Source organism: Stenotrophomonas rhizophila (assembly GCF_001704155.1).
Lineage (GTDB): Bacteria > Pseudomonadota > Gammaproteobacteria > Xanthomonadales > Xanthomonadaceae > Stenotrophomonas > Stenotrophomonas rhizophila_A.
The window spans coordinates 2,086,806-2,099,713 of the sequence record NZ_CP016294.1 but is presented as its reverse complement, the minus strand read 5'-3'; the positions used below and the strand labels follow the sequence as shown (position 1 = coordinate 2,099,713).

13 protein-coding genes are annotated in these 12,908 nt (G+C 67.1%); 12 read left to right on the top strand and 1 reads right to left on the bottom strand.

The window, feature by feature from the left end; translation table 11 throughout:
• Nucleotides 1-3: 3 nt before the first annotated feature.
• The 10 genes from fliJ to BAY15_RS09435 all read left to right on the top strand — a co-directional run bounded on the left by fliJ (nucleotide 4) and on the right by BAY15_RS09435 (nucleotide 8,441).
• Complete coding sequence (gene fliJ / locus BAY15_RS09480) at nucleotides 4-459, top strand: flagellar export protein FliJ (RefSeq protein ID WP_068851672.1); 456 nt, start codon at nucleotides 4-6, stop codon at nucleotides 457-459.
• Nucleotides 459-1,604, top strand: coding sequence for a flagellar hook-length control protein FliK (locus BAY15_RS09475; RefSeq protein WP_068854643.1), 1,146 nt, complete (start codon nucleotides 459-461; stop codon nucleotides 1,602-1,604). Before fliJ ends, BAY15_RS09475 begins: the two co-directional genes overlap by 1 nt.
• A gap of 339 nt (nucleotides 1,605-1,943) precedes the next feature.
• A complete protein-coding gene (locus BAY15_RS09470; RefSeq protein ID WP_068851669.1) occupies nucleotides 1,944-2,477 on the top strand; it encodes a flagellar basal body-associated FliL family protein in 534 nt (177 codons plus the stop codon).
• Nucleotides 2,478-2,486: 9 nt separating this feature from the next.
• Nucleotides 2,487-3,494 carry a flagellar motor switch protein FliM gene (gene fliM, locus BAY15_RS09465; RefSeq protein WP_068851665.1) on the top strand — a complete coding sequence of 336 codons (1,008 nt, stop codon included), beginning with the start codon at nucleotides 2,487-2,489 and terminating at the stop codon, nucleotides 3,492-3,494.
• Nucleotides 3,491-3,832: a flagellar motor switch protein FliN gene (gene fliN, locus BAY15_RS09460; RefSeq protein ID WP_068851662.1), complete on the top strand. Its 342-nt coding sequence runs from the start codon at nucleotides 3,491-3,493 to the stop codon at nucleotides 3,830-3,832. Before fliM ends, fliN begins: the two co-directional genes overlap by 4 nt.
• A complete protein-coding gene (gene fliO, locus BAY15_RS09455) occupies nucleotides 3,829-4,230 on the top strand; it encodes a flagellar biosynthetic protein FliO (protein WP_068851659.1) in 402 nt (133 codons plus the stop codon). Before fliN ends, fliO begins: the two co-directional genes overlap by 4 nt.
• Before the next feature lie 2 nt (nucleotides 4,231-4,232).
• On the top strand, nucleotides 4,233-5,015 hold the full coding sequence (fliP, locus tag BAY15_RS09450) for a flagellar type III secretion system pore protein FliP (RefSeq protein WP_068851657.1): 783 nt from the start codon (nucleotides 4,233-4,235) through the stop codon (nucleotides 5,013-5,015).
• 7 nt (nucleotides 5,016-5,022) lie between these two features.
• Nucleotides 5,023-5,292, top strand: a complete 270-nt coding sequence (locus BAY15_RS09445; RefSeq protein ID WP_017356083.1) for a flagellar biosynthetic protein FliQ — start codon at nucleotides 5,023-5,025, stop codon at nucleotides 5,290-5,292.
• A 7-nt stretch (nucleotides 5,293-5,299) separates the two neighbouring features.
• Nucleotides 5,300-6,091, top strand: a complete 792-nt coding sequence (fliR, locus tag BAY15_RS09440) for a flagellar biosynthetic protein FliR (RefSeq protein WP_068851654.1) — start codon at nucleotides 5,300-5,302, stop codon at nucleotides 6,089-6,091.
• 208 nt (nucleotides 6,092-6,299) lie between these two features.
• A complete protein-coding gene (locus BAY15_RS09435) occupies nucleotides 6,300-8,441 on the top strand; it encodes a putative bifunctional diguanylate cyclase/phosphodiesterase (protein WP_068854642.1) in 2,142 nt (713 codons plus the stop codon).
• Here the strand turns inward: BAY15_RS09435 and BAY15_RS09430 are convergent.
• Nucleotides 8,438-9,265: a DMT family transporter gene (locus BAY15_RS09430; RefSeq protein ID WP_068851652.1), complete on the bottom strand. Its 828-nt coding sequence runs from the start codon at nucleotides 9,263-9,265 to the stop codon at nucleotides 8,438-8,440. The two genes, BAY15_RS09435 and BAY15_RS09430, sit on opposite strands and share 4 nt — an antisense overlap.
• Nucleotides 9,266-9,655: 390 nt before the next feature.
• Here BAY15_RS09430 and flhB point away from each other — a divergent pair, with 390 nt between their 5' ends.
• Together flhB and flhA are read left to right on the top strand one after the other, a co-directional pair.
• Nucleotides 9,656-10,786, top strand: coding sequence for a flagellar biosynthesis protein FlhB (gene flhB, locus BAY15_RS09425; RefSeq protein WP_068851649.1), 1,131 nt, complete (start codon nucleotides 9,656-9,658; stop codon nucleotides 10,784-10,786).
• The gene (gene flhA / locus BAY15_RS09420; RefSeq protein ID WP_068851646.1) at nucleotides 10,783-12,885 is read left to right on the top strand and encodes a flagellar biosynthesis protein FlhA; all 2,103 of its coding nucleotides are present in this window, start codon (nucleotides 10,783-10,785) and stop codon (nucleotides 12,883-12,885) included. Before flhB ends, flhA begins: the two co-directional genes overlap by 4 nt.
• Nucleotides 12,886-12,908 lie beyond the last annotated feature (23 nt).

Genomic DNA, 12,908 nt, shown 5'->3' with positions numbered 1-12,908 from the left:
CCCATGCAATCCAAGCGCATCGATCCCCTGCTCAAGCGGGCCCAGGACCACGAAGACGAAGTCGCCCGCGACCTCGCCGAACGCCAGCGCGTGCTCGACACCCACCTCTCACGCCTGGAAGAGCTGCGGCGCTATGCCGAGGAGTACGCGAACGCACAGATGGCCGCCACCAGCCCGGCCCAGCTGCTCAACCGCCGCGCCTTCCTCGACCGCCTCGACACCGCCGTCGCCCAGCAGCGCCAGACCGTCGACAGCAACCGTGAAAAGGTCGAAGCCGAACGCGCCCGCCTGATCCTGGCCAGCCGCGACAAAGCCGTGCTCGAACAGCTCGCCGCCAGCTACCGCGCCCAGGAAAAAGTCCTGGTCGACCGCCGCGACCAGCGCGAAATGGACGACCTCGGCGCCCGCCGCAGCCGCCTTGCCCGCGCCGAAGACACCGACAGCGGAGACACCCCGTGATGCCCCCCAGCCTGCTCGGCAGCAGCGCCGGCCCCACCGCCAGCAGCAGCGCCACCCCCACCAGCCCCAGCGCGCGCAACACCGCCAGCGGCGGCAGCGACCGTCGGGACTTTGACGCCCTGCTGAAAGCCGACGGCGGCCCTAAAGACGCGCCCGCCAAGGCCAGCAAAGACAAACCCACGACCGCCGACGCGGGCGGCAGCAGCACGGGCGACGCCCCCGGCCGCCCCGGCGCGGACGCGCCAGCCGAGGCCACCGACCCGGCCACCGCTCCCACGACTGCCGCCAGCGACACGCCGACCGCCAGCGACGCCACCGACGACGCCGACACCGCCCCATGGCCGCCGCTCGGCCTCGCCGGCCTGGCCTTGGCCGGCGTCGAAGCCGTCACCGTCATGGCCGCCCCGGCCGCCAATGCCGACACCGCCCTGGCCAAGGCCGACCCGGCACTCCCCACCACGCCCAACACCCCCGCCAGCGCACTGCCCGCACCCGCCCTGCCCGGCGTCGCCCCCGCCGCCACTGCCAGCAGCGCCGCGCCCATCGCCCTGCCGGCCGACGCCCAGGTCACTGAAGACGTCGCCCTGCCCGATTTGCTGAAAGACGCCATCGCCAACGCCGGCAGCGACACCGACGCCCCCACCACCCCGCTCCTGCACGCCCTGCACGCCGCCGCCGAACTCAAGGCCGCAGCCACCGCCAGCACCCCGTTCCAGGGCGACCCCACCGCCACCCCGCACGTCGGCGGCGACGACTTCGACGACGCCATGAGCGCCCGCATCGGCTGGCTGGCCGACCAGAAAATCGGCCACGCCACCATCAAAGTCACCCCCCACGACCTCGGCCAGATCGAAGTCCGCCTCCAGATGGACGGCGACAAGGTCCACGCCAGCTTCAGCAGCGCCCACGCCGACGTCCGCCACGCCCTTGAATCCAGCATCCCGCGCCTGCGTGAAATGCTGAACGACCAGGGATTCCAGCTGGGCAATGCCGACGTTGGCCACCAGCAGACCGCGCAGGATGGCAAGGCAAACGGCGGCCAGGCAGGCCACGGAACCGGAGACGGAGATCCGGCAATGATCGAAACAACGATTTCCCCATCGCAATTGATGCGCCAGCGCGGGTTGGTCGACGCATACGCGTAAAGCCGAAAGACAGGCCAATATCGGGCGCCCGGGAGCGCACCGGTTTTGCATTGGTTTTCCCCCCCGTCAATGGGACACCGTCAAAGGTGGGTCGGGGCCGGTTTGCGGGGGTGTGAGGTACGCGTCATCGCATTCGCGCTGCCGCTCCCACGCTTTGCTGCGCAAACCGCGGGCCCCTTCTCATCAGCACCCACACCCCCGCCGCTTCGCGGCCGCCCCCTGACTCAGGGGGCTTCTCCTCCAGAACGCTCAAGGCGCCTTCGAAGCCCGTCAAAATCCCGGCAACGAAAAACCGTCGGGGTTCGGCACAGCGTTTGCATGTAGCCAGGAAGCAATCCTATGGAGCTTCCCCTCGTGGCCGCAGCCGCTGACAAAACCAAGAAATCCACCGACAAGGACAAGGCCGCCAAGCCGCGCAGCCCCCTCCTCGTCACCGCCCTGATCGCCGTCGTCGCCGCTGGCGCCGCCGGTGGCGGCGTGTGGTACTTCACCCAGTCCCACGACGAGAAGACCCCCGCCAAAGCCGTCACCGCCAAATCGGCCGTGCCCGCCCCCGCCCAGTACTTCGGCCTCGAACCCCCGTTCGTCGTCAACCTCAGCAGCAGCTTCGACGGCCCCCGCTACCTCCAGGTCGAAGTACAGCTCATGACCCGCGACCCGGCCGCCCTTGAAGCCATCAAGCTTCACGCCCCCGCCATCCGCGCCAAACTGCTCATGCTGTTCTCCCAGGTCGAACCGGCCCAGATCGCCGACCGCGCCGGCAAAGAACGCCTGCAGGCCGACTCCCTGGCCGAAGTGCAGAAACTGCTCAAAGCCGAAACCGGCAGCAAGGGCGTCGACGAACTGCTGTTCACCAGCTTCGTCACCCAGTAAGGGCATCCCATGAATGACCTGCTTTCCCAGGACGAAATCGATGCCCTGCTGCATGGCGTCGATTCCGGCGCCGTCGAAACCGAAGTCGACGCCATCGCCCCCGGCGAAGCGCGCAACTACGATTTTGCCAGCCAGGACCGCATCATCCGGGGGCGCATGCCGACCCTGGAAATGGTCAACGAGCGCTTCGCCCGCCTCTGGCGCATCGGCCTGTTCAACCTGATCCGCCGCTCCGCCGAACTGTCCGTGCGCGGCATCGAACTGATCAAGTTCAACGACTACATGCACTCCCTGTATGTACCGACCAACCTCAACCTGATCCGCTTCAAGCCCCTGCGCGGCACCGGCCTGATCGTCTTCGAACCCACCCTCGTGTTCGCCATTGTCGACAACTTCTTCGGCGGCGACGGGCGCTACCCCACCCGCATCGAAGGCCGCGAATTCACCGCCACCGAAATGCGCGTCATCCACCTCCTGCTCAAGCAGACCTTCGCCGACCTGCGCGAAGCCTGGGCCCCGGTGATGGATGTCGAACTCGAATACATCAACTCCGAAATCAACCCCCACTTCGCCAACATCGTCACCCCCCGCGAATACGTCGTGGTCTGCCGCCTGCATGTCGAACTCGACGGCGGTGGCGGCGACATCCACGTCACGTTGCCGTACTCGATGCTCGAACCGATCCGCGAACTGCTCGACGCCGGCATCCAGAGCGACCGCAACGACCGCGACGAAAGCTGGGGCACCATGCTGCGCGAACAGCTCAACATCGCCGAAGTCACCCTCTCCAGCGTGCTCGCCACCAAACGCATGAGCCTGCGTGACCTCACCCAGCTCAAGATCGGCGACATCCTGCCCATCGACCTGCCTCCCCACGTGCCGCTGTGCGTGGAGAACATTCCCGTGTTCACCGGCCAGTTCGGCGTCGCCAACGGCATGAACGCCGTGAAGATCACCGCTACCCATCCCCCGGGCACCCGCCCGCGCGCTCCCGTTATCCAGGAAGACCCGCAATGAACGACGACATCGAAACCAACGAACCGGCACCGGCGCAGTTCACCACCCTGCAGTCCGACGAGACCAGCGGCGGCCCGGATCTGAACCTCGACGTGATCCTCGACGTACCGGTCACCCTGTCGCTGGAAGTCGGCCGCGCCCGCCTGCCCATCCGCAACCTGCTGCAGCTCAACCAGGGCTCGGTGGTCGAACTGGAACGCGGCGCCGGCGAATCACTCGACGTGTTCGTCAACGGCACCCTCATCGCCCACGGCGAAGTCGTGGTCATCAACGACCGCTTCGGCGTGCGCCTGACCGACGTGGTCAGCCCCAGCGAACGGATCCGGAGACTGCGTTGATTTCCCTGGCACTCATTGCCGCCGGTGCACCGGCGGCCAAGGTCGGCCAGCACGCTGCCGCGGCACCCAGCATGTTCGGCGCCGTGCTCGCACTGCTGGCCGTGCTGGCGCTGATCGTCGGCCTGGGCTGGGTGCTCAAGCGCATGCCCGGCAGCGGCTTCAAGCCCGCCGACGGCCTGCGCGTGGTGGCCAGCCTCAACGTGGGTGCCAAGGAACGCGTCGTCGTCGTCGATATCAACGGCGAACAGCTGCTGCTCGGCGTCACCGCCGGCGGCATCAACACCCTGCACCGCCTGCCCGAACCGCTGCCCACCCCGGAACCGGCGCGCCTGCCGGATTTCAAGAACCTGCCGAATTTCGCCCAGCTGCTGCAACAGCGGCTGCGCAAGGAAAAATGATCATGCGTGGCCCCCGTGCATCCTGGACCCGTTACCTGCCGTTGCTGCTGACCCTGCTGCTGTGCGCGTTGCCCGCGCTGGCCATGGCCGCGCCCGGCGCGCCCGCCGTGCCCAACCTGCCCGACGTGAATGTCGGCAAGATCGGTGGCGCCCCGGTCAGCCTGCCGCTGCAGACCCTGCTGCTGATGACCGCGATCACCCTGATCCCGTCGATGCTGCTGGTGCTCACCGCCTTCACCCGCATCATCATCGTGCTGGGCCTGCTGCGCCAGGCACTGGGCACCGGCCAGACCCCGTCCAACCAGGTGCTGCTCGGCCTGGCCCTGTTCCTGACCGCCATGGTGATGCTGCCGGTATGGCAGAAAGCCTGGGGCAGCGGCATGGCGCCCTACCTCAATGGCGAGATCGACTTCCAGACCGCCTGGACCCTCACCACCCAGCCGCTGCGCGCCTTCATGCTGGCCCAGATCCGCGAAACCGACCTGATGACCTTCGCCGGCATGGCCGGGCATGGCACTTACGCCAGCCCCGATGCCATTCCGTTCCCGGTGCTGGTTGCCTCGTTCGTCACCAGCGAACTGAAAACCGCCTTTGAAATCGGCTTCCTGATCTTCATCCCGTTCGTGATCATCGACCTGGTCGTGGCCAGCGTGCTGATGTCGATGGGCATGATGATGCTCTCGCCGATGCTGGTCTCGGCGCCCTTCAAGATCCTGCTGTTCGTGCTGGTCGACGGCTGGGTGCTGGTGGTCGGCACCCTTGCCGCCAGCTTCAACGCCGTCTGAGGTCGCCATGACACCCGAACTTGCCCTGACCGAACTGCGCGGCGGCCTGATCACCGTGCTGTGGGTAGCCGGCCCGCTGCTGTTGACCGTCCTGATCGTCGGCGTGGTGGTCGGCGTGGTGCAGGCCGCCACCCAGCTCAACGAACCCACCATCGCCTTCGTGGCCAAGGCCGCCGCGCTCACCGCCGTGTTGTTCGCGCTAGGCAGCCTGCTGATCGGCCACCTGGTCGAATACACCACGCTGCTGTTCCAGCGCATACCGCACCTGATCGGATAGCCCCGCGATGGATTCGGCAACCCAGATGGCCGCCGACGGGCTCAACGCCTTCGGCATGATCGGCACCGTGCTGTGGACCATGCTGCGCATCGGCGCCATGATCATGGCCATGCCGCTGGTCGGCAGCCGCGCGGTGCCGGCACGGGTGCGCGTGATGCTGTCCGGCGCACTGGCCATCGCGCTGTCGCCGATGCTGCCGCCCGTCCCGGCCTGGACCGGTTTTGACGCGGCCACCGTACTCAGCATCGCGCGCGAACTGGCCATCGGCATCTCCATCGGCTTCCTGCTGCGGCTGGTGTTCGAAGCCGGGGCCATGGCCGGCGAACTGGTTTCGCAGGGCACCGGCCTGGCCTTCGCGCAGATGAGCGATCCGATGCGCGGCGGCACCTCGGGCGTGATCGGTCAGTGGTTCTATCTTCTGTTCGGCCTGCTGTTCTTTGCCGCCAACGGGCATCTCGCGTTGATCTCACTGGTGATGGACAGCTACAAGGCAGTGCCGATCGGCGCATCGCTGCCCGACCTCGATGCGTTCATCAGCACCGCGCCCACGTTCCTGCTGCAGGTGCTGCGCGGCGCGTTGACGCTGTCACTGCCGATCACGGTCGCCATGTTGGCGGTGAACCTGGCCTTCGGCGTGCTGGCGCGTGCCGCACCCGCGCTCAACCCGATCCAGCTGGGCCTGCCGGTCGCCCTGTTGCTGGGCCTGTTCCTGCTGACCGTGCTTGCCGGTGAAATGGGCCCCCCGGTGCAACGCCTGTTCGACGCCGCGTTCCAGACCGCCGACGGCCTCACCCGCTAGCGCCGGCCCAGTCGCGTACGCGCCCGTATGTAAAACAGGTGACGGTCGCGTGATGGCTGCATGAAATTTGGCCGGATTTGCGCTTGCTTTCGCCCCCTCCTGTGTCGTTAACATGCATTACGGCAGGGGGAAACGTGCCTGAGCAGTCCGCGCAGAAGCGCGGTCCAGTCTTTTTAGATTGCAGCTGTGTACGCCAGGGAGAGTCATGATGCTCGTCGGCAGTTACACCCCATGGTTGGTCGTAGTTTCGCTGCTGGTTGCCATCATGGCGTCCTTCACCGCGCTGGACATGGCCAATCGGGTCACCACCGCGCCTTCGCCAAGGATCAGCGTGCTGTGGCTGCTGGGCGGTGGGTGCGCCATGGGCCTGGGAATCTGGTCCATGCACTTCATCGGCATGCTGGCCTTCAAGCTGCCCATCCCATTGGGGTACGACCTTGAACTGACCGCGGTATCGTTACTGGCGGCGATCGCCTCTTCGATCTTCGCGCTCTGGCTGGTCTCACGCGCCACGCTGCCGCATTCGCGCCTGGCACTGGGTGCGTTGCTGATGGGCAGCGGCATCGCCAGCATGCATTACCTGGGCATGGCGGCCATGCTCATGCGCCCGGGCATCGAATACCACCCGGGCTGGTTCACCCTCTCTCTCATCATTGCAGTCGCGGCGTCGTGGGTCGCGCTGTACGTCGCCTTCCGCCTGCGCCACAACGACACCCGGCTGCAGCATCGCCTGGCGCCGGCGGTGGTGCTGGGCGCGGCGATCGTCGGCATGCACTACACCGGCATGGCCGCGGCACGGTTCCCCGCTGACAGCGTGTGCGGCGCCGCCGCCGGCACCGGCCTGCAGACCCAGTGGCTGGGGGCGCTGGTGATGGTGCTCACCATCGGCATCCTGGCCGTGGTGCTGCTGGTGTCCTGGCTGGACCAGCGGCAGCAGGCGCAGCTGCTGCGGTTGCGCAACCTGCACCTGCGCACGTCGCTGGACGATGCGCATGCCGAGCTCAGCCAGGCCGCCCTGCACGATCCGCTGACCCACCTGCCCAATCGCCTGCTGCTGCAGCAGCGCATTGAACAGGCCCTGGTGGATGCCGAACAACGTGGAGGGCGTTTTGCGGTGATGTTCATGGACCTGGATGGCTTCAAACAGGTCAACGACGCCTACGGTCACCAGACCGGCGACGCCCTGCTGGTCGCGGTGGCCACGCGCACCCGCCAGCTGCTGCGTGCCGCCGACGTGATGGCCCGCCTGGGCGGCGACGAGTTCGTGCTGGTGGTCGGCATCGACAACGACGAGGACGTGTCCAGCCTGGCCGGCCGCATCATCCAGGCCGTGGGCACCGGCAACCTGGTGCCCGGGCATGAGCTGCAGGTCACCGCCAGCATCGGCATTGCCATCTGCCCCGACCACGCCACCACCGAACGCCAGTTGATGGGGTATGCCGACGCGGCGATGTACCAGGCCAAGGAGGCCGGACGCAACGCCTTCGTGGTGTTCGCCGAGTGGATGAGCGACAGCGCCGAACAGCAATTCCGGCTGCTGGCCGACCTGCGCCGCGCGATCCAGGCCAACCAGCTGTTCCTGCACTACCAGCCCAAGGTGCGGGTCAGCACCCACCAGGTCTGTGGCGCCGAGGCCCTGGTCCGCTGGAACCACCCCGAGCATGGCCTGATTCCACCGGATCGTTTCATCCGCCTGGCCGAACGCAGCGGGGTCATCCACGAGATCGGGCGCTGGGTGCTCAACGAAGCGTGCCGCCAGCTGCGCCGCTGGCATGACGCCGGCCACGACAGCTGGTCGGTATCGGTGAACCTGTCGCCAATCCAGTTCGGCTCCCCGAACCTGCTCGGCGAGATCAGCGACGCGCTGAAACTGCACCGGGTGGAACCGCGCCGGCTGGTCCTGGAGATAACCGAAAGCGCGGTGATGCGCGACACCGAGACCAGCCTGCGCCTGCTGCAGGCCCTGGCGCGGCTGGGTGTGGGCATTTCCATCGACGATTTCGGCACCGGCTATTCCAGCCTGCTGTATCTCAAACGCCTGCCGGCCACCGAGATCAAGATCGACCACGCCTTCGTGCGCGACCTGGAAAACAGCTCCGAAGACGTGGTAATCGTCTCGGCCATCGTGGCGCTGGGGCATGCGCTGGACATGGACATCGTGGCCGAAGGCGTGGAAACCGCCGGCCAGCGTTCCTACCTGGAGCGGCTGGGCTGCGACTTCCTGCAGGGCTACCTGCTCGGCCGCCCGGTCGACGCCGAGCGCTTCCTGCAGCTCCACGACCTGCCACGCCCACGGATGGTGGTGTCACAGGACCACAAAGCCTCGCAGGGCGGGCATTTCCTGGATTAGCCGCACACGCGCAGCACCACCGCTCCTGCAACGATCAAGCCGGCGGCGACCCATCGTTGCCGGGTGACCCGTTCGCGTAATACCAACGCAGAGATCAGCACGCCAAACAGGATCGAGGTCTCGCGTAGCGCCGAGACCATCGCCACAGGCGCCTGCGTCATCACCCAGAGCACCACGCCGTACGATGTCAGGGTACCTACGCCGCCGACGAGGCCATAGCCCCAGTTCGATTGTGCATAGGCGAAAAGCTGCGGCGCGCGGGTAGCGAGGGCCCAGACCGGCAATGGCAGCCCCGACAGCAGGAACAGCCACAAGGTGTAGCCCAGCGCCGAACCGGACTGCCGCGCCCCCAAGGCGTCTACCAGCGTGTAAGTGGCAATCACTCCGGCGTTGAGCAGAGGCAGCCACATCTGCCGACGCACGATCCCGTGCGACATGCACAGAATACCGAAGCAGATCAGCCCGATGCCGGCCCATGCCAACCCCGGCAGGCGCTCGCCGAGAACGGCCCCGCCCACCAGCGCCACCAGGATCGGCGCGCAACCCCGCATCAACGGATAGGCCGCGCTCATGTCGGTCACCCGGTAGGTGCGCGCCACCAGCAGGTAATACCCCGCCTGCAGCACGGTCGACGCCGCCAGCCACGGCCAGCTGCGCGGATCCGGTGCGGTCACGAAAGGCAGGCAGAGCGCCGCGATCAACGCCGCCGAGCCGGTCACCAGGATCGTGGTGAACAGCGTATCGCTGCCGCGTTTGACGATGGCGTTCCAGCTGGCATGCAGCAGCCCGGCCAACAGGACAGCGCAGAACAGGTAAGGCGACATCGATTACCGCAGCAGTCAGTTGAACCTGGATGATGCCATTGATGATGCCGGTGGCGCCGGGCTGTTGGGCTGTTGCTGGTAGGGTCGCATCCCGATCGACTGCACGTGGATTGCCCGCGTTCGATGGCGGCATGACCTCCGTCGGGGAACGCTTCTGCGCTTCCCGTCATGCGTTACCGGACGTTGACCCGTATCGGCGGTCGTTTGGGAATCGACCCTACTCTCCCGTCGCCGTCGCCGTCGCCGTCGCCGTCACCATCACGATCACGATCCCGATCCCGAGCCAGAGCTCGATCACTGTCCCTGTCACGTGCTCTGCTCCCGGCACCTCGTCCGCAATGGAACACTTCTTGCACCACCCCGGGTAATCCCCGTGGTGCCCTGCTCCCGATGTCCGACGAAGAACAAGCCGGCGAAAAAACCGAACAACCTACCGAAAAACGCCTGCGTGATGCCCGTGAACAGGGCAACATCCCGCGTTCACGCGAGCTGGCCACCGCCGCCGTGTTCGGCGCCTCGGTGCTGGCACTGATGGCGTTTTCCGGGGGCATGGCCAGCAGCGCCAAGGACTGGATGAAGCTGGCCCTGACCCCGGAACCGGGCCTGCGCTTCGAGCCGCTGGGGTTGTTCAGCCATTTCGGGCACCTGTTCCTGCAGCTGATGCTGGCCCTGTGGCCGCTGCTGCTGGTCTGCCTGCTGGCCAGCTTCCTGGCCCCGGTAGCCATGGGCGGGCTGCGCTGGTCGAACAAATCGCTGATGCCGCAGTTCAACCGGCTCAGCCCGATGGCCGGCATGAAGCGCCTGTATGGCGCCGAAGCCATCGGCGAATTCACCAAATCCCTGCTGCGCATCGTGTTCGTCGGCACCGCCGCCGGGCTGGTGGTCTGGCATGGCATCCGCGGGCTGCGCGATCTGGTCCACCAACCGCTGGAGGCGGCCATGGTCCACGGCCTGGGCTTCACCCTGAAACTGATGCTGGCCACCGGCGGGGCCATGATGCTGCTGGCCGCCATCGACGCCCCGTACCAGCGCTGGAACTGGATGCGAAAGCTGAAGATGACCCGCGAAGAGCTGCGCCGGGAGATGAAGGAAAGCGAGGGCAGCCCGGAAGTGAAGGGCCGCATCCGCCAGCTGCAGCAACAGATGTCCAACCGCCGGATGATGGAAGCGGTGCCCACCGCCGACGTGGTGGTGGTCAACCCCACCCACTACGCGGTGGCCCTCAAATACGACGGCGGCAGGATGGGCGCCCCCACCGTGGTGGCCCTGGGCGTGGACGAAACCGCCCTGCGAATCCGCCAGGTGGCCGACGGCAACAAGGTCGCCATCGTCTCGGCCCCGCCTTTGGCACGCGCCTTGTATCGGGAAGGTCAACTTGGAAAGGAAATTCCCGTGAGACTGTATTCGGCCGTTGCCCAGGTGCTGTCCTACGTCTACCAGCTGCGTACCTGGCGGGGTGGACCGATGCCGGCCGCGCCCAGCATCGACGTGGATGAGTTCGGCAAGGGAGGCCGCCCATGAGCGCCCAGCCCGCCGGCATGAACACCCGCCGCGCCCTGGACATGATCCGCCAGGGCCTTGGCGCCCCGCTGATCGTGCTGGCCCTGCTGGCCATGGTGGTGGTGCCGCTGGCCGCCCCGGTGCTCGATGCGCTGTTCACCTTCAACATCGCCATCTCGCTGATGGTGCTGCTGGCGGTGGTGTACGTGAAGCGCCCGCTGGATTTCACCATCTTCCCGATCGTGCTGCTGATCACCACCATGCTGCGGCTGGCGCTGAACGTGGCCTCCACCCGCGTGATCCTGCTCAACGGCCAGAACGGCCATGAAGCGGCCGGCAAGGTGATCGCCGCATTCGGCGAATTCGTCATCGGCGGCAACTACGCCGTGGGCATCGTGGTCTTCGCGATCCTGACCATCATCAATTTCGTGGTGATCACCAAGGGTGCCGGCCGCGTGTCCGAAGTGACCGCGCGCTTCATCCTGGACGCCATGCCCGGCAAGCAGATGGCGATCGACGCCGACCTCAACGCCGGTTTGCTGACGCGTGAAGAAGCCAAGCTGCGCCGTGAAGAAGTCCGCGAGGAAGCCGACTTCTACGGCGCCATGGACGGTGCCAGCAAGTTCATCCGCGGCGATGCCATCGCCGGCATCCTCATTCTTTTCATCAACATGATCGGCGGCCTGGCCGTTGGCGTGCTCCAGCACGGCATGCCGTTCGGCGAAGCCGCAGCCACCTACACCCTGCTGTCGATCGGTGACGGGCTGGTGGCGCAGCTGCCGGCACTGCTGGTGTCCTCGGCCGTGGCCATGCTGGTCACCCGCGCCTCGCGCTCGCAGGACATGGCCCAGGCCATGATGGGCCAGGTGTTCGGCCAGCACCGCGCACTGACCATCGCCGCGGCGATCCTGGGCCTGGTCGGCCTGGTCCCGGGCATGCCCAACGTCGCCTTCTTGACGCTGGCTGCCATCCTCGGCTTCATCGCCTGGAAGCTCTGGCAGAAGAGCCAGGCGGCCGAGCGCGCCGCCGCCGCGCCTGCGGCCGGCCCGACCAATGCGCTGGGCCTGCCCGGCGCAGCGCCCTCGCCCACCGCCGAACTGACCTGGGACGAACTGCGCCCGGTCGATCCGCTGGGCCTGGAAGTGGGCTACCGGCTGATCCCGCTGGTGGACAAGAACCAGGGCGGCGAACTGATGGCGCGCATCAAGGGCGTGCGCCGCAAGCTCACCCACGACATCGGCTTCCTGATCCCGTCCGTGCACATCCGCGACAACCTGGAACTGGGCGCCAGCGCCTACCGGCTGCTGATCCACGGCGTGCCGGTGGCCACCGCCGAAATCCACCCCGACCGCGAACTGGCCCTGGACCCGGGCAGCGCGCTCGGCGCGCTGGAAGGTATCGCCGGCAAGGACCCCGCATTCGGCCTGGATGCCACCTGGATCCAGCCGCACCAGCGCGCCCACGCCGAATCGATGGGCTACACCGTGGTCGACCCGGCCACTGTGGTCGCCACCCACCTCTCGCACCTGATCCGCGAACACGCCCCGGAGCTGCTCGGCCACGAAGAGGTGCAGCAGCTGCTGGCCAACCTGGCCAAGAGCGCCCCGAAGCTGGTCGAGGACCTCACCCCGAAGGCATTGCCGCTGTCGGTGGTGGTGCGGGTGCTGCAGAACCTGCTGATCGAACGCATCCCGGTGCGCCAGCTGCGCAAGATCGCCGAATCGCTGGTGGAGAACGCGCCGATGAGCCAGGACCCCGGCGTACTGACGGCCGCCGTGCGCAACGCGCTGGGCCGTTTCATCGTCCAGGAGATCGCCGGCATGTCCGCCGAGCTGCCGGTGTTCACCCTCAACCCGCAACTGGAACGCGTCTTGCAGGAGTCCACTCAGGGCAACGGCGCCGCGCTGGAACCCGGACTCGCTGAGCGACTGCACCAGAGCCTGGCCGAATGTGTCAGCAAGCAGGAAGCGAAGAACGAGCCCGCGGTGGTGTTGGTGCCCGGTCCGGTACGTGCCGCGCTGGCACGGCTGGTACGCCACAGCGTTCCGTCGCTGTCCGTGCTGGCCTACAGCGAGGTCCCCGAGGACAAGCGGCTGAAGCTGGTCGGCACGATCAGCTGAGCCGGAACTCCGACAGCAACGCG

Excerpts from the sequence above, each read along its gene's own strand:
- fliJ (WP_068851672.1), top strand. The coding sequence starts at position 4 with ATGCAATCCAAGCGCATCGATCCCCTGCTCAAGCGGGCCCAGGACCAC.
- BAY15_RS09475 (WP_068854643.1), top strand. The coding sequence starts at position 459 with ATGCCCCCCAGCCTGCTCGGCAGCAGCGCCGGCCCCACCGCCAGCAGC.
- BAY15_RS09470 (WP_068851669.1), top strand. The coding sequence starts at position 1,944 with ATGGAGCTTCCCCTCGTGGCCGCAGCCGCTGACAAAACCAAGAAATCC.
- fliM (WP_068851665.1), top strand. The coding sequence starts at position 2,487 with ATGAATGACCTGCTTTCCCAGGACGAAATCGATGCCCTGCTGCATGGC.
- fliN (WP_068851662.1), top strand. The coding sequence starts at position 3,491 with ATGAACGACGACATCGAAACCAACGAACCGGCACCGGCGCAGTTCACC.
- fliP (WP_068851657.1), top strand. The coding sequence starts at position 4,233 with ATGCGTGGCCCCCGTGCATCCTGGACCCGTTACCTGCCGTTGCTGCTG.
- BAY15_RS09445 (WP_017356083.1), top strand. The coding sequence starts at position 5,023 with ATGACACCCGAACTTGCCCTGACCGAACTGCGCGGCGGCCTGATCACC.
- fliR (WP_068851654.1), top strand. The coding sequence starts at position 5,300 with ATGGATTCGGCAACCCAGATGGCCGCCGACGGGCTCAACGCCTTCGGC.
- BAY15_RS09435 (WP_068854642.1), top strand. The coding sequence starts at position 6,300 with ATGCTCGTCGGCAGTTACACCCCATGGTTGGTCGTAGTTTCGCTGCTG.
- BAY15_RS09430 (WP_068851652.1), bottom strand. The coding sequence starts at position 9,265 with ATGTCGCCTTACCTGTTCTGCGCTGTCCTGTTGGCCGGGCTGCTGCAT.
- flhB (WP_068851649.1), top strand. The coding sequence starts at position 9,656 with ATGTCCGACGAAGAACAAGCCGGCGAAAAAACCGAACAACCTACCGAA.
- flhA (WP_068851646.1), top strand. The coding sequence starts at position 10,783 with ATGAGCGCCCAGCCCGCCGGCATGAACACCCGCCGCGCCCTGGACATG.